23 protein-coding genes are annotated in these 23,950 nt (G+C 41.3%); 5 read left to right on the forward strand and 18 right to left on the reverse strand.

Features of this window, described 5'->3' with window-relative positions; genetic code table 11:
• Positions 1-94: 94 nt before the first annotated feature.
• Complete coding sequence (trpS, locus tag KQI66_RS01155) at positions 95-1,135, forward strand: tryptophan--tRNA ligase (protein WP_216426873.1); 1,041 nt, start codon at positions 95-97, stop codon at positions 1,133-1,135.
• Positions 1,136-1,691: 556 nt separating this feature from the next.
• Here the strand turns inward: trpS and KQI66_RS01160 are convergent.
• From KQI66_RS01160 to KQI66_RS01205, 10 genes are all read right to left on the reverse strand, one after another.
• A complete protein-coding gene (locus KQI66_RS01160) occupies positions 1,692-1,847 on the reverse strand; it encodes a FeoB-associated Cys-rich membrane protein (protein WP_216426874.1) in 156 nt (51 codons plus the stop codon).
• Between the two features lie 16 nt (positions 1,848-1,863).
• Complete coding sequence (gene feoB / locus KQI66_RS01165; protein WP_216426875.1) at positions 1,864-3,858, reverse strand: ferrous iron transport protein B; 1,995 nt, start codon at positions 3,856-3,858, stop codon at positions 1,864-1,866.
• Positions 3,858-4,091, reverse strand: coding sequence for a FeoA family protein (locus KQI66_RS01170; protein WP_330654948.1), 234 nt, complete (start codon positions 4,089-4,091; stop codon positions 3,858-3,860). Before KQI66_RS01170 ends, feoB begins: the two co-directional genes overlap by 1 nt.
• A gap of 235 nt (positions 4,092-4,326) precedes the next feature.
• The gene (locus KQI66_RS01175) at positions 4,327-4,836 is read right to left on the reverse strand and encodes a DNA methyltransferase (protein ID WP_330654930.1); all 510 of its coding nucleotides are present in this window, start codon (positions 4,834-4,836) and stop codon (positions 4,327-4,329) included.
• Complete coding sequence (locus KQI66_RS01180) at positions 4,805-5,005, reverse strand: DpnD/PcfM family protein (protein ID WP_216426876.1); 201 nt, start codon at positions 5,003-5,005, stop codon at positions 4,805-4,807. The genes KQI66_RS01175 and KQI66_RS01180 overlap by 32 nt, the downstream gene beginning before the upstream one ends.
• Before the next feature lie 9 nt (positions 5,006-5,014).
• The gene (locus KQI66_RS01185) at positions 5,015-5,785 is read right to left on the reverse strand and encodes a DpnI domain-containing protein (RefSeq protein ID WP_216426877.1); all 771 of its coding nucleotides are present in this window, start codon (positions 5,783-5,785) and stop codon (positions 5,015-5,017) included.
• Positions 5,766-6,050 carry a hypothetical protein gene (locus KQI66_RS11450; RefSeq protein ID WP_330654931.1) on the reverse strand — a complete coding sequence of 95 codons (285 nt, stop codon included), beginning with the start codon at positions 6,048-6,050 and terminating at the stop codon, positions 5,766-5,768. The genes KQI66_RS01185 and KQI66_RS11450 overlap by 20 nt, the downstream gene beginning before the upstream one ends.
• Before the next feature lie 373 nt (positions 6,051-6,423).
• Entirely contained in the window at positions 6,424-7,023 is a 600-nt protein-coding gene (locus KQI66_RS01195) for a hypothetical protein (protein WP_216426878.1), read from the reverse strand.
• Between the two features lie 222 nt (positions 7,024-7,245).
• A complete protein-coding gene (locus tag KQI66_RS01200) occupies positions 7,246-7,779 on the reverse strand; it encodes a hypothetical protein (protein WP_216426879.1) in 534 nt (177 codons plus the stop codon).
• A gap of 141 nt (positions 7,780-7,920) precedes the next feature.
• Positions 7,921-8,544 carry a hypothetical protein gene (locus KQI66_RS01205; RefSeq protein ID WP_216426880.1) on the reverse strand — a complete coding sequence of 208 codons (624 nt, stop codon included), beginning with the start codon at positions 8,542-8,544 and terminating at the stop codon, positions 7,921-7,923.
• Between the two features lie 701 nt (positions 8,545-9,245).
• Here KQI66_RS01205 and KQI66_RS01210 point away from each other — a divergent pair.
• Positions 9,246-9,707 carry a hypothetical protein gene (locus KQI66_RS01210; RefSeq protein WP_216426881.1) on the forward strand — a complete coding sequence of 154 codons (462 nt, stop codon included), beginning with the start codon at positions 9,246-9,248 and terminating at the stop codon, positions 9,705-9,707.
• A 307-nt stretch (positions 9,708-10,014) separates the two neighbouring features.
• Positions 10,015-10,443 carry a hypothetical protein gene (locus KQI66_RS01215; protein WP_216426882.1) on the forward strand — a complete coding sequence of 143 codons (429 nt, stop codon included), beginning with the start codon at positions 10,015-10,017 and terminating at the stop codon, positions 10,441-10,443.
• 168 nt (positions 10,444-10,611) lie between these two features.
• Here KQI66_RS01215 and ftsW read toward each other — a convergent pair whose 3' ends face one another.
• The 5 genes from ftsW to KQI66_RS01240 all read right to left on the reverse strand — a co-directional run bounded on the left by ftsW (position 10,612) and on the right by KQI66_RS01240 (position 18,491).
• Positions 10,612-11,853 carry a putative lipid II flippase FtsW gene (gene ftsW / locus KQI66_RS01220; RefSeq protein WP_216426883.1) on the reverse strand — a complete coding sequence of 414 codons (1,242 nt, stop codon included), beginning with the start codon at positions 11,851-11,853 and terminating at the stop codon, positions 10,612-10,614.
• A gap of 416 nt (positions 11,854-12,269) precedes the next feature.
• On the reverse strand, positions 12,270-13,628 hold the full coding sequence (gene murD, locus KQI66_RS01225; protein ID WP_216426884.1) for a UDP-N-acetylmuramoyl-L-alanine--D-glutamate ligase: 1,359 nt from the start codon (positions 13,626-13,628) through the stop codon (positions 12,270-12,272).
• 373 nt (positions 13,629-14,001) lie between these two features.
• Positions 14,002-14,967 carry a phospho-N-acetylmuramoyl-pentapeptide-transferase gene (gene mraY / locus KQI66_RS01230; RefSeq protein WP_216426885.1) on the reverse strand — a complete coding sequence of 322 codons (966 nt, stop codon included), beginning with the start codon at positions 14,965-14,967 and terminating at the stop codon, positions 14,002-14,004.
• 440 nt (positions 14,968-15,407) lie between these two features.
• Positions 15,408-16,784: a UDP-N-acetylmuramoyl-tripeptide--D-alanyl-D-alanine ligase gene (locus KQI66_RS01235; RefSeq protein ID WP_216426886.1), complete on the reverse strand. Its 1,377-nt coding sequence runs from the start codon at positions 16,782-16,784 to the stop codon at positions 15,408-15,410.
• Between the two features lie 252 nt (positions 16,785-17,036).
• Positions 17,037-18,491: a UDP-N-acetylmuramoyl-L-alanyl-D-glutamate--2,6-diaminopimelate ligase gene (locus KQI66_RS01240; RefSeq protein WP_216426887.1), complete on the reverse strand. Its 1,455-nt coding sequence runs from the start codon at positions 18,489-18,491 to the stop codon at positions 17,037-17,039.
• A gap of 356 nt (positions 18,492-18,847) precedes the next feature.
• On the opposite strand from KQI66_RS01240, the gene KQI66_RS01245 reads away from it, so the two are divergent.
• Both KQI66_RS01245 and KQI66_RS01250 read left to right on the forward strand, forming a co-directional pair.
• The gene (locus KQI66_RS01245) at positions 18,848-19,294 is read left to right on the forward strand and encodes a MarR family winged helix-turn-helix transcriptional regulator (protein WP_216426888.1); all 447 of its coding nucleotides are present in this window, start codon (positions 18,848-18,850) and stop codon (positions 19,292-19,294) included.
• Positions 19,284-20,618 (forward strand): MATE family efflux transporter, encoded by a 1,335-nt coding sequence (locus KQI66_RS01250; RefSeq protein ID WP_216426889.1) that lies wholly within the window; start codon positions 19,284-19,286, stop codon positions 20,616-20,618. Before KQI66_RS01245 ends, KQI66_RS01250 begins: the two co-directional genes overlap by 11 nt.
• A 59-nt stretch (positions 20,619-20,677) precedes the next feature.
• Here the strand turns inward: KQI66_RS01250 and KQI66_RS01255 are convergent, their stop codons facing one another.
• The 3 genes from KQI66_RS01255 to KQI66_RS01265 all read right to left on the reverse strand — a co-directional run bounded on the left by KQI66_RS01255 (position 20,678) and on the right by KQI66_RS01265 (position 23,827).
• Positions 20,678-21,070 carry a type II toxin-antitoxin system HicB family antitoxin gene (locus KQI66_RS01255; protein WP_216426890.1) on the reverse strand — a complete coding sequence of 131 codons (393 nt, stop codon included), beginning with the start codon at positions 21,068-21,070 and terminating at the stop codon, positions 20,678-20,680.
• A gap of 26 nt (positions 21,071-21,096) precedes the next feature.
• Complete coding sequence (locus tag KQI66_RS01260) at positions 21,097-21,279, reverse strand: type II toxin-antitoxin system HicA family toxin (RefSeq protein WP_216426891.1); 183 nt, start codon at positions 21,277-21,279, stop codon at positions 21,097-21,099.
• 139 nt (positions 21,280-21,418) lie between these two features.
• Positions 21,419-23,827 carry an ATP-binding protein gene (locus tag KQI66_RS01265; protein ID WP_216426892.1) on the reverse strand — a complete coding sequence of 803 codons (2,409 nt, stop codon included), beginning with the start codon at positions 23,825-23,827 and terminating at the stop codon, positions 21,419-21,421.
• Between the last annotated feature and the right edge of the window lie 123 nt (positions 23,828-23,950).

Here is a 23,950-nt window from a genome sequence, read left to right on the forward strand (position 1 = left end):
TAGTTTATCAAAGTTTGGATTGAACCTTTTTAAAGGTTCATAGGGTTTGGGGCAACGCCCCATGGTCTTAAAATAACTAAGCGGAGGAACTTTTATGAAAATTATATTAACAGGCGACCGCCCTACGGGCAAGCTCCATGTAGGCCATTACGTAGGCTCGCTTAAAGAACGAGTAAGATTACAGAATTCAGGCGAGTTTGACGAAATCTATATCATGATCGCCGATGCACAGGCACTTACAGACAACGCCGAGCACCCCGAAAAAGTAAGAAACAACATTATCGAGGTTGCATTGGACTATCTTGCCTGCGGAATTGATCCCGAAAAGGCAACTATATTCATTCAGTCAATGGTTCCGGCATTAACCGAGCTTACGACATATTACATGAACCTTGTTACTGTGTCCAGAGTACAGCGTAACCCGACCGTAAAGGCAGAGATTCAGATGCGTAACTTTGAAGCAAGCATACCTGTCGGCTTCTTCTGCTATCCCATCAGCCAGGCATCAGACATTACTGCATTTCGTGCAACTGATGTACCTGTCGGTGAGGATCAGCTTCCTATGCTTGAGCAGTGCAAGGAAATCGTACACAAATTTAATTCGGTTTATGGCGAAACACTTACCGAGCCTAACATTATACTGCCGAAAAATGCGGCTTGCTTAAGATTACCGGGTATCGATGGCAAGGCAAAGATGAGCAAGTCACTCGGAAACTGTATCTATCTTTCCGACAGTGCCGAGGATGTGCAGAAAAAGGTAATGTCTATGTTCACCGATCCGAACCATTTACGTGTACAGGATCCCGGCAAGGTAGAAGGCAATCCGGTATTCACATATCTTGATGCGTTCTGTACAGACGAGCAGTTTGCTGAGTTCTTACCGGAATACAAGTGTCTTGATGAATTAAAGGAGCATTATCAGCGTGGCGGTTTAGGCGATGTAAAGATAAAGAAGTTCCTGAACAAGGTGCTTCAGGCAGAGCTTGCGCCTATTCGTGAAAGACGAGCTATGTGGGAGTCACGTATACCCGATGTATACGATATTCTCAAGTCAGGCAGTGAGGTTGCAAGAGCCAAGGCAAACGAAACTCTCGCAGACGTTCGCCGTGCTATGAAGATAAATTATTTTGAATAAAGGTCAAGACCGTGGGACTCCGTCCCACTACCCTGCGAACCTTTAAAAAGGTTCGATCGAAACTTTAATAAACTATTTCTTCGAAATAGTTTATTGTATTAATTTGGATTGAGGTGTATGTTTTCGGACTGCACTGGGATTGTCGCTCTGTGGCTCTCCATATATTGACACCCATTATATATTCGTATATAATGGGTGCAGAATCAAAAAATCATATAGGTTTTTGTAAGGACGGCGTTGCGACGGCGTTCTATTTTTTTGCTTGTAATTTCCATTAAAAAACTCGGAAGTCTGATTTGCACCTCCGAGTTTTCATATTCCATATAATATTTCCATACAAAACTATTTCACAGAAATAGTTTTACAAAGTTTAGGTTAAGCCTTTTATGAACCGCAAAGTATGCACCCCGAAGAAAACGGGGCGGTCGCAGACCGTTTTGCGTAGCAAAATGCTTTGACCATGATGCGGATGCCTTTAGGCAGCTTTGCGAAGCAAAGTTCTGACCATACTAAGTTTTGTGGGGTTTGGGGCAAAGCCCCAAGGTCTTCTTTCCCCTTATCCCTTACATTTACCGCATTTGCTGCAATTTCCGGAGCAGCCGGAACAACCGCAGCAGCCGCCTCTGTGCCGTATCATATACCGTATGGCGAAAAACAGCCCAACGCATACCGCTCCTATAAGCACATAATCCAATACTCCCATTGTTCCCATTATCCTCAAACTCCTGTCAAAACAGCATAATCACGTTATATACTATTGCCGCAACGCACCATGCAAATACCGTCTGTCCTACAACAACCAACAACGCCATACTTCTCGAATGCAGTTCCCTTTTTACTGCCGCTATTGCCGCAACGCACGGTGTATAAAGCAGTGTAAACACAAGGAACGAAATAGCCGCTTTTGTCGTAAATATTGTCGGGAGCATAGCATTTATGTTTCCGCCGACAAGCACCGACAGCGTACTGATAACCGCCTCTTTTGCCGAAAATCCCGTAATAAGCGCCGTTGCGGCTCTCCAGTCCGTAAAGCCAAGCGGTCTGAATATCGGCGAAACAAGCTGTCCGATTAACGCAAGCATACTCATTGAGCTGTCTGTCACAACATTCAGCCTTGTATCGAAAGTCTGTAAAAACCATATGATTACAGACGCAGTGAATATTATCGTAAACGCCTTTGTTATGAAATCCTTTGCCTTGTCCCATATAAGCATAACAACCGACTTAAAGCCCGGCATACGGTAGTTCGGCAGTTCCATAACAAACGGCACAGGCTCGCCGTGGAAGGCAGTCTTTTTTAATACAAGGCCAACCAAAACACCCATGACCATACCGAATATATATAAAAATATCATCATAACCGGTCTTAAATATGGTGCAAAAAACGCCATAACAAATACAGAATATATCGGCAGCTTAGCAGAACAGGACATAAACGGCGTAAGTATTATTGTCATCTTTCTGTCCCTGTCGGACGGCAGTGTTCGGCTTGCCATGATAGCCGGAACAGAACAGCCGAAGCCTATTATCATAGGCACAAAGGAACGTCCCGAAAGTCCGATTTTTCTCAATGTCTTGTCCATAACAAATGCAACTCTCGCCATGTATCCACTGTCCTCAAGCATTGAAAGGAAGAAGAACAGCACAACGATTGTCGGAAGGAACGAAAGCACGCTTCCTACTCCGGCACATACGCCGTCAATAATAAGCGAATGTACAACCGGATTTATTCCGTAGCTCGTAAGTCCCATATCTATCAATGCTATTACCTTATCAATCAGCACTGTGAATCCGTCCGAAAGCCATGCACCGATTACGCCGAAGGTCAGCCAGAATATAACCGCCATAATGCCGACAAATATTGGTATCGACCATACCTTATGGGTAAGCACGCTGTCTATTTTTACACTTCTTTCGTGTGCCTTGGATTTTCCTGTCTTTATTACAGTGTCGGCACATACCTTTTCGATAAAGTCATATCGCATATCGGCAAGAGCAGCCTCTCTGTCCGTACCTGTTTCCGTTTCCATTTCGGTAACGATATGCTCAAGCATGTCCTTTTCATTGTCAGAAAGCCTGAGTGCATTCATCATAGGCTCATCGCCTTCGATAAGCTTTGTTGCCGCAAATCTTGACGGAACGTTTATCCTGTCCGCATGGTCCTCAACAAGATGTGCAACTGAATGTATCGCTCTATGTACCGCACCGGAGCAGAAGTCCTTAACTGCCGGCTTTGCCCTATGCTGTGCCGTTTCTATGGCAATCTCCACAAGCTCGTCAACACCTTCGTTTTTAACGGCGGCAAGCGGAACAACCGGAACACCGAGTGCCTCCGAAAGCTTTTGTATCTTTATCGTGTTGCCGTTTTCACGCATTTCGTCCATCATATTCAAGGCTATAACCATCGGAATATCCAGCTCCATAAGCTGAAGTGAAAGATAGAGATTACGCTCGATATTTGTTGCGTCGGTTATGTTTATAATACAGTCTATTTTTTCATTAATAAGGAAATCTCGCGTTACAATTTCCTCCGAGGTATAAGGCGAAAGCGAATATATACCGGGAAGGTCAACAACCTCAACATCCGGATGTCCCTTTATCGTTCCTCTTTTGCCTTCCACCGTAACACCGGGAAAGTTTCCGACATGCTGATTAGAGCCCGTAAGCTGGTTAAACAGCGTTGTTTTACCGCAGTTCTGATTACCGCCGAGTGCAAAAATCATCAGTCTGCCACCCTTTCTATTTCAATATCCTTTGCATCGTCAACACGAATGGTCAGCTCATAGCCTCTCAGATGTATTTCAATCGGATCGCCCATCGGTGCAACCTTACGCACCATAACCTTTGTTCTGGGAGTAAGCCCCATATCCAACAGGCGGCGGCGTAAAGCACCTTCGCCGTTTACGGCCGTAATAACGCCGGATTTACCTATTTCAAGCTCATCAAGAGTCATCATTTTCACATCCTTAGAATTAATATATGTACAAACCGGTTAGCAGTTACTTATATTTGCTATAACTAACAAATCTGAATATTTTTTGTCCAATTCGTACAGATGTAATTCTATATTTCCATGGAATATTTGTCAAGGAAAGTTTATTTATTAATTTAATAAAAAAGATAGAAATCGAAATATCTCTCATTCTATCTTTATTATTACAATACACCTCTGTTATTAAAAACAAGATAAATCATTTTTTAAACACAAACAAATACTCATGTGCTATAAGTAAAAAATTATATTTAATACTGTTTGTTTTCCAATATCCTGTTGCTCTGCAATTATGCTGTTCTTTTATTATTAGTTCTTTTAATTTAAAACCGGAATTTTCAAATATACGCATAACTTCAAATGACATAGGTATCATACAGCCTTTTTGACGAGTATCGCCCATAAGGACTGCACAATATTTTCCTTTTTTAAGAACTCGGTAACTTTCAGACGCAACTTTCTTCATTTCTTCCAAAAAATCATTAATTTTGAGCAATGACAAATCTTCCGGTATATCTTCACTGTAATTAATAATATCGGCATATGGCGGATGTGTACATATTAAATCAATACTTTCATCTGAAATAAACTCAAGCTTTCTTACATCTCCTTTATGCAAATATACCCTTCCATTTGCACCATCATGCTCAAAGTCAATTTTTTCTCTGCATCTTTCATTAGAACTCAATCCAATTACTATATTCACCATTCTGTGATGCAACTGACATCTGTTTGAGTTGTACTTCTCCCGGAGATACTACAAATTCACAATCATAGTATTTTTTTGCAGCAATATTTAGAGCTTCATCAAAATTATTTGCTTCAACCTCAAACTCTTCTACGACAGTTTCCTCTATTGCAATCATATATTTTTTCATAAAAATACCTCATATTCTCTTTATATATTTACCTTTACCTAAAAAATCTATAAAGCCTTTATCTCTTAGGAATTGAAGTTGTTGTCTGATTTTAGGTCTAATATTATTGTTCTGTGGATGTTTAATATGTAATATATTTTCGAAATTATATACCTCGTCTAATGTAAATATTTCTGATGGTATTTTATTAACACAATTTAAAACATCCATAAGCCAACCACGATTATTTATGTTCTTTGTTTCAAGTAGACTACTTTTATTTACTTTATTAATAACATAATTTATATCTATTATTTCACCATTTGAAACTATATCTATCTTACCCTGTTCAGGAATTTTATCTAATAAAATGTTGCAACCTGTCCAGCCTGCTCTCTTTGCAGTTAGTGCTAAAGGTTTACGTTTTTCTATAATATCCGGAACAAAAAAATGCTTTGGAATTAGAATAAAGTCTATAACTTTCAACTCATTTTTTGAATAATTCATAAAGAAAAAATCCGGATTATCATTACTTGATATTCGTTCAATCATTGTGTTATATGCACCATCATTAACTTTGTGTCCTAAATTTCCATTTTTACTCTTTAATTCATATTCATTATTACATGATGGACAATAATAATCTGCAACCGGTCTATTATTTTCAAAGTGATTAATATGAAGATTGCCACATCGTGGACAATACATATTTTTTTCAACCCATTCTTCGGTCAAAACTCTTGCTATTTGTGAATTTGAATTATATTCTCCAGTTAAACTATCATTCAAGGCAAGGTTCATATAAATTCACTCCTCGATGGTCTGAATTACTAACAACAATCGCACCTTTTTTACTCATTTTCTTTGCAAATTCAGCAAGCTCAATTTGTTTTTCATCATTAAACTCATTTTCCGAATACGCGGTAAAATTAGCCGTATTTGGTATACTCCACATATTTCCAACCATCACAGCTTCATCAATTCTTCCTTCAGAACAAAGAATTGCTACTCTTCTTTGAGAAATTCCCCATTTGTCAGCGGCTTCTCTTGCCGACATAAATTCCATGCTAATCCTCCTTATATATTAATTCATATATTATATTCTAAATCTCGAATAATGGCAATTTCATATACAAAAAAAGACCGCTGTTTTTCAACAACGGCCTTTTAGGATTAAATAAGAAAAAGGTATTTTGGAGGGGTATTTCCAATAAATCGAATTTCTATTTTTATTATACACACTCTATATATAAAAATCAATAGTATTGTGCTTGATTAGAAACAATTTTGTACACCAATAAAGACATTTTATTTATTCATAATACAGAATGGGGAATTTGATTATGCATTTAACGTTATTTTAGAGTTTTCATCTAATTTACATCTGTTTTCACGTTCTTTTCTCGTCTCTATTTTTCGGTTACAAAGTCTTTATCGGGTTACATGTAATTACCATTGCCTCCGGGGAAGTTAGGCCATACTATATCTCCATTAGGTCTATCGTATCTTCTTCTTCTTCCGCTGGTTCCGACATCCATCATATTTCTTCTTTCAAGTGAAAGGTACGTTCTTACAACTGAAAGTTCATCCGTACCCGTAAGCTCCTCGCAATTAGTAATGTCGAATCCTGCACGGTTAAACATATCCATAATCTGCTCTATAGTAGGCATATCCATAGCATTTCCGTTCGGAGAGATAATGCCCTGCTGAACACAATATTTTATTGCATCTACCATATCTTTTGAAGCTGTTGCCGCAATAGGTGCAACATATCCGTTTTTCGGATTGGGCATTTTGTCACCGCTCCATATTAAATGAGCCACATCTTCCAAAGTTACTTTTTTGCTCCAATCTACCTTTTCCTTTACTAAGCTTCTTTCATGTGCGATCTTTTTTACTTCTTCATCAGTGAGTCTGTCATCTGCGACAACAGCCGATGTTTCTCCGTTTTTAACAATTGCCTCATGTGCAAATGCAGAAACATTCATTGCCATTACAAAAACTAAGGCAATTGCCGTTACCACTTTTTTATTTTTCATATAACCACCTCTTTCTCGATATTCATATAAAATACCTTAAATATATAACATAAAGTATTTTTATAAATACATTATTGTTTTTATATCTATACAATACAGTATAATTTAATATCTGTCAATAGGTTTTTAGAAAAAAGTACTAAAAAAAATACAAAAAAAGAGATACGGCATTCCTGTCGTATCTCTTCTGTTTCAAAATTCAATTTTTATCGGTATCTGACGTTATAATAATGTATATCTTTCAACTGATCCGTTACCGACATCGTCAAGCTGACGCTGACCAAGCTCGATAATAAATCTGAGGAATGCCTCAAGATTGGGCCTTGACGGAACCATATCCACATCAAAGTCTGCTCTGAGAGCAATTTCCGTCAGCTTAAATCCGTTTGCCATTGCTTTAATGTCCTCACTGCCGCTTATTATGCCCTTGCCGACTGCCCATTTGATTGCAGTCTGTCTTTCCTTAGGGGCATTAACCGCACAGGGAGCGATAAAACCGTTCTTTGCCTCCGGTGAACCGGATGCACGCCAAGCGATATAGCAGGCAGTCTCGACCATAATGCCTTTGGAAATATCCATATCTTCATCTATAATGCCAAGCTCAACGGCTTTTTTCTTAAGCTCTTCGGCAGACATTTTTTCCTTTTCGGGAGCAGCTGCGGAAGGTGCAATTACCACATGGTCTGCGGCAAACGCCGGTGTAGCCGACATCAGCATTGCGGAAGCAACCGCCAATGCAAGGAATTTCTTTTTCATTTATATTAATCCTCCATGAATGGAAAATAAGACCTTGGGGCGTTGCCCCAAACCCTATGAACCTTTAAAAAGGTTCAATCTAAATTTTATGAAAATCAATTCACAAAATGATTTTCCGAGTTATATCAATTTAATTTAAAATCAATAAGCGATGTCTATATCTCCGCCGTCTTCGCCGTCATGGGTGATGCCTCTTTCCCAATCGTCATATACAACGATACCTTCACGCATTTCGGCCTCGGCGATTAATTCAAGCGCACGCATTCTTGTTGCTTCTGTGGGACTGCCGACAACCTCTGACATATCAAGACCATAAGCGGCGAGCATAGCCTTAACGTCCGCAACTGTTGCGTTTCTCTGAGGATCTTCTGTTTCACCGATTATATTCTGAGCGACAGCCCATTTAACAGCCTGTTTTGCATAAACAGATGAATTAACTGCGGCAGGTGCAATCTTACCGGGAGTTACGGGTGAGCCTTCCATGCTCCAGAGCATAACGGCAAGGTCTTCGATTGTGATGATTTCATTGCCTTCAAGTTTATTGTTGCCAACGCCTACAACTGCATTTTTGTCAACTGCCTTGTTTACTGTTGCATTATCTTTTTTGTCTACATCATTAAAGCCATGAAGGTTTTCCTCATGCTCAACAGTAGGTTCGGGTGTATTATTTGTTCCGCCCTTAACCGTAACCTCATGTGCGAATGCAGGCATTGACATAGACATAGCAAGTACTGCGGCGGCAACGCCCATTAAATTCTTTTTCATTAGAAACTCCTCCTTTATGTATGCAAAAAGAACTGCATATGTTTTATTTCTTTGCGTATATTATATTACAGCTTATGGCAAATTACAACAAATTATTATAAAAAACAACCTAAATAAATCCTAAAAATATCTTAAAATTATGCAAAGCAACCATACCAAAGACCTTGGGGCGTTGCCCCAAACCCCAGACTCCTTTAAAAAGGATTCATCTAAACTTTAATAAAAATCATTTTAACAAATGATTTTCTGGAGGATATTATTTAATTTAAAACTATATATCAAATTGAACTCAGCAACCTTTCAAAATTGCGTTAAGACCGAGCAGTATTCCTGCGAAGGTTAGCAATTTTCAGTAACTTTAGCGTGTCCGGAAAGGAGAGAGCGCGAGAGAGGAAAGTCGTTAGTCATGACTTTCGTAAACGAAAGTTGCTAAAGCAACTGTGCCATCTTGCACAGTCAGTATTCGCAATTCTAAGAGCTTCCTCTCTCGCAAAAACACCCTTGCGACTTGTAAAGCCGCAAAATATTTTTTAAAATTATCGATTGGCACAAAATACTTATCTCTTAAACTATTTTCCGAAACAATTTATACGAATTAAAATTCGATATGATGCAAACATATTATTTATAAATAATGCTATTGACAAGAATATATGTTTGATATATAATAAATTTATCAACTTATTTAAGGGAGGAATTTTGTGAAAAGTACTATCAATTACATCAGTGAATTAAACTGCTTTCATCGCTGGTTGGCAACCAATTATCTTCCGCCGCTGTCGCAGCTTTTGTGGTACAGACTTATGGCTTTGTTTAACCAAAGCGGCTGGGAAACCGAGATAATTGCCGACAACGCAACCCTTATGCAGCTCGTCGGTGTCAAGCGTGAGGCCACATTTATCGCACAGGTTCGCCGTCCGTTGCTGGAAAACCGCCTTCTTCTGCTCTATCGCGGACGCAAAGGTCACCCGAATCGTTACCGTCTTATACCGCTTGCGCCTGAAAACGACATGATTTATATTTATCAGGACGAGCTTAAGCTGAACGATGAAATATACCAATTTGCTCCCACTGCACAAAAGCTCGGCACAGATGTTTTTCAGACATTGCGTATGCTGTCCAAAGAGGATTACAACCGGCTTACCAAAAATCTGACTATATAACCATAGTTTTACTGTATAAATTTGTAAAATAACTTATCCACATAATCAACATTATCGTCTTACGGGACGAATTTTTTTGAACCATCTAACGAACATATATTCTTAGTAAATAGCGTAGTATAAAACGAAGTGTTTGCCGAGTACAAACCGCAGACATATATAAAATAAAACAATAAAAAATTAAATCAGATGTTGTCAATATATTTTTATATATAACGCGCGGGCGTACGCACAGGAGAGCACAAAAACAGTTTACAGGCAGGTGAAAACAGCGTTGAAAAAAACCGAGATACTCTATTATAGAAAAATGGCAGAAAAAATGATTATTGAGAACGAGAGCATTGATGAATACACCGATCTGATCAAGGAGCGTATAAACGACATAAACGGCTATCTGAGCCGAACTCTTGACGCCAACACGCAGTCGGCATTGATTGAACAGCGGAGCAAGCTGCGAGCGGAATATCGCGCTCTGATGTACCGCAGACGGGTATTTATGCATGCATGGAAAAAGCTCACCGAAGAGGAGCGTGCCCTGCTCAGTGAGCTATGTAAGCGTGAATATTATGAAAAGCTCGGTGGTATATATCGACAGGAAGAGAAGCTTGGATATTCGCAGTCAACCGTTTACCGCAAGAAACAGGCGGCTTTGCGGCATTTTGCAAAGCTACTCATGTATTACCGACAGGATTTTGTAAGACCTAAGGGCTCTGCCCTTAAACCCGTAAGCCTTTAAAAAGGCTTAACCCAAATTTTATTAAACAACATTTTTCAAATGTTGTTTTGGAATTTAACTATAATTTATTTCCTAAACTATTTCACAGAAATAGTTTTCAAAAGTTTCGATTGAACCTTTTCAAAGGTTCATGGGGTTTGGGGCAAAGCCCCATAAGTATTTGACTTTTCATCTTCTACAATCGGCGGATATGTTAAGCAGCAGTCCCATCGACGCCATCATAACCACAAGCGATGTGCCGCCGTAGCTGATGAACGGCATCGGCATACCGGTGTTCGGCATTGAATTGGTAACAACGGCAATGTTTATTATCACCTGTACGGCAATCATCGCTGTTATGCCGGTTGCACAGTATGACGAATATTTGTCCTTTGCGGTCATGGCGATTTTCGTACCTCGCCATATGAGCAGAACGAACAGCATTATAACGACCAATGCTCCGACCAGTCCCAGCTCCTCGCATATAACGGCAAATATAATATCGTTGTAGCTCTCCGGAATGAACGTCTTCTGTCGGCTCTGCCCTATTCCTAAGCCGAATAAACCGCCCGATGCAACAGCATATAATGACTGTATTATCTGATAACCGGTATTCGTCTGGTCCGCCCATGGATTAAGCCAGCCGGTTATTCGTTCACGGCGATAGCTTTTTGCAAGCGTAAAGCCGATTGCACCCAGTGCTCCGAAAATGCCCAGTGCCACAAAGTTTCTGACACGCTTTGTATCGCTTGCCACAAACATAATCGCTATACCTACAACGGCGATAACTATACCTGTCGAAAGGTTTTCGATAGCAACCAGTCCGGCAACCGCCAACAGCGGAAACGCACCGATAATAAATGTTTTAAAGTTTCCGGTCAGCTTACGTTGGTTTTTTATGACATAATCGCTCATGAAAATTATTATCATAAACTTCGCAAACTCCGACGGCTGAAGCGATGTACCCATGAACTCAAGCCATCTGTTGGCACCGTTGGCAACAACGCCCAGTGCGAAAACCGCAAGCAGTAAGGCTCCGATAAGCAGATATGCCAGTCTTGAAAGCCGTCTGAAAACCTCGGTATTTATCGACATACACAGCAGCATTGCCACAAGACCGAGCACCGCCGATTTCGCCTGTTTTGTTACGAAAAAGAATTTATCGTTATAGAATTTTGCCTCGGTCATTGCGTAATAATAGCTTGATGAAAATATCATTACCAGACCAAAAAGCACCAGTATAACCACCAGTGCCAGCACCATATAATCAACGCCTCTGAACGGATGCAGTTTAAATAAATTTCGTCCGTGAAGCTTGCTTGTTTCGGGAATATCGTTTTCGTGCTCACGATATTTCACCGGTATTTTCTGTATATTACGATACCCGTTGGAAACCGGTCGTTTGGTTCTTACATTTCTGCCGGAGGACAATATTCTGCACCGCCTTTCCAAAAATTTTATTTCTTTTAAATTTCAAAAATCAAAATTTGTATTCTAAAACATTATGATTTGTAGCAACTTAAACCAGCCGACATTTCAAAACCGCTTAAGACCAAGCAGCATTCCTGCGAAGACTTTATGGTCATGACTTTTGCTTTGCAAAAGTTGCTACGCAACCGCACTGTCTTGTGCGGTCAATAATTTTCAGTAACTTGGCGTGTCCGGGACAGGGGAGCTGCGAGGGGTGAGGTCGTTGGTCATGACTTTCGTAAACGAAAGTTGCTTACGCAACCGCACCATCTTGTGCGGTCAGTACTTCGCAATTTAAGTGCGCACCCCTCGCAAAGACACCCCTGCGACTTGTAAAGCCGCAAAATAATTTTTTAAATTAAGGATTTGCAAAGCCCTTACTTTGCCACTAATTCCTTGAAAATTCTGCCACGCTGTTCATAATCCTCGAACATTCCCCAGCTTGCACAGGCAGGAGAAAGAAGTATGCAATCGCCATCCTTTGCGGCTTTCTTGCATTTATCTATACATTCCTCGAATGTATCGGCGAACTCATAGTTCTTAAAGCCGTATTTATCACAGCATTCGGCAATCTTTGGTGCGGTAACTCCGATAAGCACAAGGTCTTTTACTCTGCCCTCGAACAGCTTAACCCATTCGTCATATTCGGAATTTTTATCATAGCCGCCGCCGATAAGCACGATAGGTTTTTTCATTGCAAGCACCGCACGAATAGCCGCATCGGGATTAGTTCCCTTGGAATCGTTATAGCAGTCAACACCGTTATATGTGCCGCAATACTCTATTCTATGCTCAACGCCCTTAAATGCGGAAAGGACTCGTCTTATTGTATTAAGGTCAACATCAGCACAAATAGCGCAGGCTGTTGCCGCCATGACATTTTCATAGTTATGAACACCGAGTATTTTTAGGTCGTTTACATTAACGAGGTTTTCATCAATGCCGTTCCATTTAATATGTATATACTCGCCGTCAAGGAATATGCCCTCATCAAGCTTATCACTGCTTGAGAAGAAGAATGTTTTTGCCTTTGTCTTATCCGACATTTTTCGGCAATAATCGTCGTTATAATTCAAAATTGTATAATCATCGGCTGTCTGGTTAGCAAATATTTTCTCCTTCATGGCCACATAATTTTCCATTGTTTTATGGCGGTTAAGGTGGTCGGGAGTAATATTAAGGACAGCGGAGATATGCGGTTTAAAGCTGACAGTGCCTTCGAGCTGGAAGGAGCTTATTTCGGCACAGACATAGCTGTTTTTATCGAGCTTAGTCACCTCACCGGTATAGGCTGTACCGATATTACCGACAACGGCGGTATTATATTTTTCAGCCAGAAAAAGTCCGGTAAGTGTAGTTGTTGTTGTCTTGCCGTTAGTACCGGTTATGGCACAAACGGGACAAGGAGTAATTGCATAAGCGAGCTCAACCTCGGAGATAACCGGGATATTATTTTCCTGTGCCTTCACGATAAACGGGAGGTCAAAGGGAACACCGGGGCTTAAGACAACGCAGTCGAAGTCGGTTATAATATCATCGGGATTAGCGCCGGCGAAAATTTTAATGCCGTCGTTTCTGAAACCGTCGAGGTCATGTGCCTGTTCAAGAACAGACAGAGGCTTCATATCCTGGAGTGTTACATCTGCGCCCTTTGAGGCGAGGAGCTCTGCGGCGGCTATGCCGCTACGGGCCATACCGCAGACAATATATTTATTTGTTGCAAAATCAGTAATCATAATTACAATCCTTTCTATGGGGCGTTGCCCCAAACCCAACTGCCCTTTAAAAAGGGCAGCCCTAAACTTTGGCAACCTATTTCTACGAAATAGGTTTAGGGATAAAATTAAAGTTAATTCTCCCAACTTGAACTCACCTAAAGTACAAAAACCGTTAAGAACTTAGCGGTCATTCCCGCTAAGTTTAGGTTTTTCAGTAACTCGTGCGTGTCCGGAAAGGAGGGAGCACGAGGGAGGACAGGCGGACTTCGCAATTCTAAGCGCGTCCTCCCTCGCAAAACACCTCCGCGACTTGTAAAGCCGCAAAATGAATTTGTCAAAATGACGATTGGCAATAAACCTATGTTTTAGAAATTCAAAATTCCATTTTACCTTAATGATATATTCCGTTACAGCCGAGATATGCGATAAGGCAAGCGATTGCCGTTATTACATAAAACATAGTTACTATCTTAGTTTCCTTTATGCCGCAAAGCTCGAAATGGTGATGGATAGGTGCCATTTTAAACACACGTTTTTTAGTCTTTTTATAGACAGCGACCTGTATAATAACCGAGAGGCTTTCGATAAGGTAGATAAAGCCGGCGATTAATATAAACAGCGGCATTCTAAGCACAAGCGAGATAGCGACAACAAAGCCGCCCATAGCGAGCGAACCGGTATCGCCCATAAAGACCTTAGCCGGATATGCGTTGAAAATAAGGTACGCCATAAGGCCGCCGATCATTGCACCGCCTGCGATAACAGCTCCATTGCCTGCGGCATAAGCGCACATGGTAAAGAACACAATTACGATAATTGTTACGCCTGATGAAAGGCCGTCAAGGCCGTCTGTAAGGTTTACGCCGTTTACCGTACCGAGAACGGCAACGATAACAAACGGGATATAGAGCCAGCCGAGGTTCCACATTTTGCCGCCGGCAAAGGGAATATAGATCGAAGTGCCGACTGTTTTATAGAGATAAGCAACGAACACGACGCAGATGACGAGCTGTCCGACAATCTTCTGCATAGGTCTGAGGCCGAGTGAACGGTGCTTAGCTATTTTGATATAGTCATCGATAAAGCCGATTACGCCAAAGCCGAGTGTAACGAGCATAACGGCGATAACCTCATGTGTCGGTTTAAGCACAAGAGCGGCGATAACGAAGGAGCACAAAAACGAAATACCGCCCATGGTCGGGGTGCCGTTCTTTTTAAGGTGTGCCTCAGGGCCGTCATCACGGACGGTCTGGCCGAACTTAAATTTATGGAGTGCCGGTATAAGCTTTGGGTATACAAGCACGCTTATTACGAATGATATTAAAAGTGCATAAATTCCTCTTATAAGTAAATTCATTGGTATCTGACCTTTCTTTATTGCTTTAAGACCGTGGGACTCTGTCCCACTACCCTGCAAGCCTTTAAAAAGGCTTGAGCGAAACTTTTGATAAACTACATTTTGCAAATGTAGTTTAATAATCAATTTAAATTAGCTATAAAACTTAAACTTTGTATTTTAAAAACCGAAAAAACCGAGCAGCATTCCTGCGAAGACTTAATGGTCATGACTTTTGCTTTGCAAAAGTTGCTACGCAACCGCACTGTCTTGTGCGGTCAATAATTTTCGTAACTCAAGCGTGTCCGGAAAGGAGGAAGCACGAGGGAGGACAGGCGTTGGTCATGACTTTTGCAAGCAAAAGCAACTCCGTTGCCGCACCGTCTTGTGCGGTCAGTATTCGCAATTCTAAGCGCGTCCTCCCTCGCAAAACAACCCTGCGACTTGTAAAGCCGCATATTTTACCTATTTTCTAAAATAGATGTTATTTGTTCAAATTTCATAAAGTGTGATGCTTTAACGAGTATGTATTCATTGTCTGAAACCGTTGGATTTGTTGCAATGTAATCCGCAACAGTTGCAAAGTATTCTGCCTTTGCAACTTTATCCTTACAGGCGTTATACATATTCTTTGAAAGCTCTCCGATTGCGACAACATGGTCGATATTCTTTTCGGCACAATATTCGCCGACCTCCCTGTGCATTTCGGCACCGAAGGAGCCAAGCTCGCCCATATCGCCGAGAACGGCTGTCTTTTTGCCGTCACATTCCGAAAGAACGTCTATTGCCGCCTTTGTGGAAACGGGATTTGCGTTATAGCAGTCATTTATTATTGTACCGCCGTTTTTCAGCCTTATGACCTCCATACGTTTTCCGGTCGGCTCAAAGCCTTCTATGCCCTTTTTAATCTGCTCCGGTGTAAGCCCGATTATTTCTCCGGCGGCGGCCGCCGCAAGTGCGTTCTGCACCATATGCTCTCCGGCAGTTGTTATATGCACACGTATTTCTCCGACAGCCATATGTATTGTACATTCCATACCGTCAATGCCGTGGCTCACAACATCATCGGCCCATACGTCATTGGACTTATCTCTGCCGTACCATACCGCCGTAACGTCCTCCGGAAGGCCAAACTCCTTCTCTCTGCCCTTTACCGTTGCAAGCATATCATTATCGGCATTAAGAACGGCATAGCCGCCCTTCTTTATATGCGGAAGCATTTCGCATTTTGCCTTAAGTATGCCCTCTCTCGAACCGAGGTTCTCAATATGCGAAACGCCGACATTTGTTATTATTCCTATGTTTGGCTCACATGCTGATGCAAGCGTATCAATCTCGCCGAAATGGTTCATTCCTATTTCGACAACGGCGGTCTTTATGTCGTCCTCAAGACGGAACAGCGTTATAGGCACACCTATGTCGTTGTTGAAATTGCCCTCTGTTTTGAGCGTTTTGCCGCCCTGTGAAAGCACAGCCGCCGTCATATCCTTGGTCGTTGTTTTTCCGACACTTCCGGTTATGTTCACAAGGCAGATGTCGAATAAATTACGATAGCCGTTTGCAATGCGGAGCATAGCTGCCCTTGTGTCCTCAACCAATATGAGCGCCTTGCCTTCCGGCACATCAAAGGCCGTCTGCGAAAGCACACAGTCCGCACCCAATGACCATGCCTGTTCGATAAAGCTGTGGCCGTCAAAGCGTTCACCCTTTATTGCAATGAACATACAGCCGTTTTCTATTTTTCGTGAATCCGTTGTAATGCTCGTTATCGGTAAATCCGCACCGATAAGCTTTCCATTACAAAACTCCGTTATCTGTTTAGAAAAAATTTGTTTCATAATTAAACCCTACCTAAAACTGAAAATTCGATCTAAAAGCTGAAGGTATTAGGAAACAATAGTCATGACTTTCGTAAACGAAAGTTGCTTTGCAACTGTGCCATCTTGCACAGTCAGTGGTTTCCTAAGTGGAATCCGCAGACGGAATTCACTTCCGTCGAGGAGAACGGAGAGTTTCGAGGATTTTTGGTTTTTAAAATCCGATGGAATGAACCGTTCATGCCTTCAGTAAACAAGTTGAAAACGAAGTTTTCAACTTAAGGCTTTTATTGCCTCTGTGGCAACCTCAACATCATCAAAGTGAATAGTTTTATCCTTGAATATCTGATAATCCTCATGGCCCTTTCCGGCGATTATAACCACATCGTCCTTTTCTGCCATGTTTATTGCCTCATTGATAGCCGTTCTTCTGTCCACTATCTTGTGATACGGGCAGCCTGTCGGTATTATGCCGACCTCGACATCGTTAAGTATCTGCTCAGGATCCTCTGTACGTGGATTATCGCTTGTTATAACGGCAAAATCCGACATTTTTCCGACAGCCTCTGCCATTATGGGACGCTTTGTTTTGTCCCTGTCGCCGCCACATCCGAATACTGTAATTATGCGTTTTTTAGCAAACTCATGCGCCGTTTCGAGTATATTCACAAGTCCGTCGGGAGTATGAGCATAATCGACAATAACCGTTATCCCTTTGTCGTTTTTTATCGACTGGAATCTTCCCGGAACGCCCTTATTCATGGCAAGACCATGTATAATATCCTCCATTTTTATTCCGCTGAAAAGGCACGCACCTATTGCACCCAGTGAATTATAAATCGAAAATCTTCCCGGAATGTTGAGCTTAACGGGATACTGCTTGCCTTCGTAATCCAGCGTATAGCTTACGCCTTCCGCAGTTATACTTATGTTTTCGGCACGAAGATCGGCCTTTTCGTTATCAATGGCAGTTGTAAGCACCTTGCCCTTTGAAACGCTCAGCATATATTCTCCGGCGGCATCATCTATGTTTATAACAGCATTGTCTGCCATTGTAAAGAGTATGCCCTTTGCCTTCATATAGTTTTCCATTGTCTTATGGTAATCGAGATGGTCCTGAGTAAGGTTGGTGAATATCGCTGTTTTATAATGAACTCCGGCAACCCTGTCCAGTGCAAGCGAATGGCTGGAAACCTCCATAACCGCATCGGTCACGTTTTCCTTGACCATTTCGTCAAAAAGCTCCTGAAGCTCAAGACTTTCGGGCGTTGTTCGGTCGGCATGGAGCTGTTTATCGCCGATCATGTTTCCGATTGTGCCAATAACGCCTGTTTTATATCCGAGATTGTCGAGAATTGTCTTAATTAAGTAGGTTGTTGTCGTTTTTCCGTTTGTTCCTGTAACGCCGACAAGACGCATTTTGTCGGAAGGATGGCCATAAAATTCAGCCGCCGCAAAGGCAAGCGCCTTTCTTGTGTTCGGGCAGATAACAACCGTCACGTTTTCGGGAATGTTTTCGATTTCATGCTCGGCAATGAGTGCAACCGCACCCTTTTCAACGGCAGATGCGGCATATTTGTGGCCGTCTGTCGCAAAGCCGGTTATGCAGACAAAAACACTGCCTTCGGATGCCTTACGGGAATCATAACAGACAGCCTTTATATCAATGTCGGCCGAACCGCTTACAGAAGTATATTCAATATTTTTGATTAAGTCCGATAATTTCAAAATAACACCTCCAATAAATTAAGTGTATCTTTAACTGAATAATTATATCACAGCCAAATAGCTAAAGCAACTCTTATGCCACTTTATACTTCCTTATTATATATTAAATCTAACCGACAGTATAAATTATTTCTTGACATTTGTCCGAAATCGGACTACAATCCTATCGCTATCCGATTTCGGACTATAACTTTGTTAATATTACGATTGCAATTTTAAAATTTAGATCGAACCAATGAACCGCAAAGATAAATGCGGTGGCGTAGCCACTTTGTGAAGCAAAGTTCTGACAACTTTAAAGGTTCGCTGGGTGTGGGACAGAGTCCCACAAGTCTTAAAAAAAGGAAGATCCATTTATGCAAAACAACAGCCTTATAGCTCAATTCAACCGCATATACAACGACTACTGCTCAATCTACCGCAACATCGCCAAGCATTTTGGCTTATCGGAAACGGTATTCTGGATTTTATACACGCTTATTGACGAAAACAAGCCTATAACACAAAGCTATCTCTGCGGCATAATCTATCTGCCAAAGCAGACGATAAATTCCGCACTGAAAAAAATGGAAACTGACGGCCTTATAACGCTTAAGCCTGCCGAGGACAACCGAAGCAAAAAAATACTTCTCACAGACGACGGAAAACAGCTTGCCGAAAAAACCGTTGAGCATCTGCGAAACACAGAGAACCGTGCATTGGAGCGTTTTTCATATGAGGAACAGCATATTTTCATTGATTTATTCGGAAAATACAATCAAAATCTCAAAGAAGAATTGGAGAAACTGAAAAATGGACATTAAATTAACAGATCATTTCACATACGGAAAGCTGTTGAAGTTTTCCATGCCGTCTGTTTTCATGCTTATATTTGCATCTATCTATTCGGTTGTGGACGGATTTTTCATATCCAACTTTGTCGGCAAAACGCCCTTTGCCGCTGTAAACATAATTATACCGTTTACAATGATGCTTACGTCCTTCGGCTTTATGATAAGCACCGGAGGAAGTGCTCTTGTTTCCATGAAGCTTGGCGAAGGCCACCAAAATACAGCCGACCGATATTTTTCAATGCTTATTTACATTTCGGTAATACTCGGCATTCTGCTTTCGGTTATCGGCATAATCGTTATCCGTCCGGTATCAATACTTCTCGGTGCCGATGAATCCATGCTTGAATATGCCGTTCAATACGGTCGTGTACTGCTTATTTTCAACGTATTCGGCATACTCCAATATTCATTTCCGAGCTTTATGGTTACTGCCGGAAAGCCGCATCTCGGTCTAAAGATAACCATTGCGGCAGGCTTAACCAACATGGTTCTGGACGCATTGTTCATGGCTGTTTTAAAGCTCGGCGTTACCGGTGCGGCTCTGGCAACCGGTATAGGCCAGCTTGTCGGTTCTGTTCTGCCTATATGGTATTTTCTCAAGAAAAATGACGGAAACATACATCTGGTTAAGACCAATATAGAAATCCGTCCTATACTCCGTGCCTGCTACAACGGTATGTCTGAGCTTCTTACCAATGTATCAACCTCGGTTGTCAGCATGGTTTACAATATACAGCTTATGAAATATTTCGGTGAAAACGGCGTTTCGGCATACGGCGTGCTTATGTATACGCAGTTCATATTCATGGCGATTTTTTTCGGCTACACCACCGGAACTGCACCGATTATCAGCTTTCATTACGGTGCCGACAACAGAGATGAGCTAAAGAGCCTTTTCCGCAAAAACCTAAGGCTTATAATTATATCGAGCATTGCAATGTTTGTTCTTGCGGAGCTTTTTTCCGCACCGTTATCGAAATTCTTTGTCGGCTATGATGATGAGCTGTTCAAAATGACAGCCTCGGCTTTCAAGCTGTTCTCGCTGTCATTCCTTGTCTGCGGCATAAATGTTTTCGCATCGTCATTCTTTACGGCACTCAATAACGGAACGGTTTCCGCAATAATATCGGTTCTCAGAACCTTCGTGTTCCAGATTGCCGCCGTCCTCATTCTGCCGCTGATTTTCGACATAAACAGCATCTGGCTTGCGCTGACCGTTTCGGAGGTACTGGCATTGTTCGTATCAATCTACTTTATTTTAAGTAAGAATAAGAAATACGGGTATCTCAAATAAATACACAGCATAAACAAAAGGTGCTTACATAGCCGAAAGCCTCCGTAAGCACCTTTATTTTAAACATTCAATATTTCTTTTAACGCTGTCTGCAACACCTGTGAAAAATTCACCTTATTTTTTTCGGCAATTTCATTGAGCCAATAAGGTATAGTCAATGTCTTTTTGACCGCTTTGTTTTCCATTTCATTTCTCACAAGCTCCATATATATGGTAATGGGAACTATAAAGCAATTTGTTTCCGCATCTTCGAACGGCGGCAATGTTGCCTCGGGAATTTCTTCATTGTCCTCTTCCATTCCCCATAAATGCAAGCCCAAAGCCTCTTCTGCGTTCTTTTCGGCCTCTTTTATATCACTGCCCATGCTTATACAGCCCGGTAAATCCGGGAAATATACGCTGTAACCGTCCTCGCATGGTTCAAATACGGAAAAATAAGTTGTCGGTTTCATTTTAATCACCTCATTTATTAAAAGGATTATCTAAGTCCTGCCTGTTTCAAAATACTGTTAAGAGTACCTCTCGGAATATCTCCGCCATGATTGGGAATTGTGACTTTTCCTTTCTTTGTTTCGTGCTTAAACTGAATATGTGAGCCTCTCTGCGCACATTCAACCCAGCCATCATCTTTAAGCATTTTTATTACTTCTCTTACGGTCACAATTATTTCCTCCCTTAACTATATTATGCACGTATAAACCATACGTGTCAATAATTTTAATGCGAAATTATAATAAACATAAAAGATGCTTACATGTCCGAAAGCCTCCGTAAGCACCTTTATTTTCGATTTTATGTTCTTATTTAATAACCTCGGAAAGAACATACTGTATCTTCTCTGTATCTATCGGCTTGGCTATATGCCCATTCATGCCTGCCGCAAACGCCTGTTTTTTATCCTCATCAAAAGCATTAGCTGTCATTGCGACAATCGGAATACCTGCTTTTTCCTGATCCGGCAGCTTTCTGATTATCTTCGTTGCCTTGTATCCGTCCATATTTGGCATCTGTATATCCATCAGTATAAGGTCATAGGTATCTGATGGCATATGCTCAATACGGTTTATGCAGATTACGCCGTCCTCTGCTCTGTCCACCACAAATCCCATATCCACAAGCATTGCAGTGGCTATCTCGGCATTCAAGTCATTATCCTCTGCAAGCAGAATATGCTTTCCGCTGAAATTCATGTCCGACTTAACAGCCGCAGCCTTCCGCTTTTCGTAGTATTCCTCATCTGCAAGCTTATGCTGTAATATAACGGTAAACCTTGAGCCTTCGCCTATTTTGCTTTCTACCTCTATTGTGCCTTCCATCAAATCCACAAGGCTCTTTACGATGGACATTCCCAGACCTGTTCCGACTACTCCTCCTACGGTTGTGTTCCTTTCTCTGGCGAACGAATCGAAAATATGCGGCAGAAACTCCTCACTCATGCCTATTCCGTTATCGGCAACACAGGATTTGAATGTAACATACCCTTCCTTATCACAGGGAATTTCATCTATTGTTATCGTTATTGTGCCTCCCGGCGGAGTGTATTTAACCGCATTGCTTATAAGATTCGTAAAAATCTCCTGAACCTTTATCTTATCCATCATTATATGCTCATGCCGGACATTGACAACACGTTTTAATGTGAGATTTTTCTTCTTTATATCCTCGGCAAAAATATCGCAAATCTCACTTGTAATGACTCCGGCTCTGCTGTAATCAATATCCAGCTCCATTTTTCCGCTTTCTATGCGGCTCATGTCCAGCACATTGTTGATTATGGACAAAAGCAAATTTCCCGACTTCTCAATCATTTCCTGATAATGCAGAAGCTTTGGATCGGTAATCTCTTTTTTTATAAGCTTTGTATAGCCGAGAATGGCGTTCATTGGCGTACGAATGTCGTGCGACATATTGAACAAAAAGGCTGTCTTTGCCTCATTTGCTCTTTCTGCCGCTTCATAAGCTATTTTGAGCTGCTCCTGTTCAAGCTCCTGCTGCTTCTGCTTGCTCACTATTCTTGTTACATAAAGCACATGAGTAACCTTTCCGTTATCATCACGCTTTTTCTCTATAAAACGTGCTTCATACCAGTTTCCGTCGTTTGCATGATAATCCATTTCTATTGTATCAGTATCCGCAAGTCTTTCCGCAAGCGTAGACAGATTGAAAAACCGTCTTGCACTTGCACAATATTCCTTTGTAACAATCGAATTGCAAAGCTTATTCAGCTTACGCTGTGCTTTGCCTTCGTGCCCTGTCAATCGATGTATTCTGCTGTTGCTTGATATTTCCTCATAAAAATCCTTTTCAATATCTATACGGTAAATAGCAAAATAAAGTCTGCTTACGGAGGAAATAATTTCATTATCTATAATAAGCTCATTTCTTGCGTCCTGAGCCTCCTTCAATGCCTTATGAAGCTTTTCGTTGGCTTCGTGTATTTCATCGGTATTCACAAACACACCGTTAAAAGTAATCGGCGATCCGTCTGCCCTTCTTGACAAACGTCCTGCCGTTCTGTACCAATGATATGTACCATCCTTATTTTGCACACGATATTCAACATCATAGGTCTTTTTGTTATTATAATCCCAAAGCGATTCATAGTATTCTCTGAGCGTATATTCCTTATCATCGGGATGAATTCTTGATTTCCAAGATTCAAATTCATTGGGAAAATCCTTCAAAGATTCAAATCCGAGCATTTTTCTGAATGTATCCGACCAGCTGCATTCAATCAATTTTCCGGCAGTATCATATCTTAATGCCCACGAACCCGAACCGAGTGCCTCATGTATATTCTTGAATTCCGCCATCTTATCCTCAAGGCTTCTCTTATAATCCTCCTCGGACTGCATAATTCTCAGCATACAGCCGCAAAGGCCCGGCTCATCAAGCGGAATACAGTTGACATGGAGATATTTGCCTTCTATCAATGTAAATGTATCAAACTCAATCGGAATTTTTTCATAAGCGGCTTTATAATACGGCTTAACCCAGTCACGATCGCATTTGGGAAACATTTCATAAAAGCGGTGTCCGAGAAGTTCGTTCTGCGGACGGCCTTCTATCTCAGCAAGTGCTTCGTTGCAATATAAAAATGTCCAATCCACAGGCTCGCCGTTTTCGTCAAGGTCAACACGTATAACGCAAAACGCCAGCGGACTGTTATCAAACATTGATATAGAGAAATCCCTTTCATAAAACCCCATCACAATATCCTCCAAATATACCGATACATACCACAAAAGTATTTCACAAAAATAGGGAATATTCAAGCAATGCCTAACTGTTCCCTGTTTACGTATTATTCTAAACAATATTTTAATATATAA

Origin of the sequence: Anaerotignum sp. MSJ-24 (genome assembly GCF_018918145.1) — a bacterium.
In the GTDB taxonomy this organism is placed as follows: domain Bacteria; phylum Bacillota; class Clostridia; order Lachnospirales; family Anaerotignaceae; genus Metalachnospira.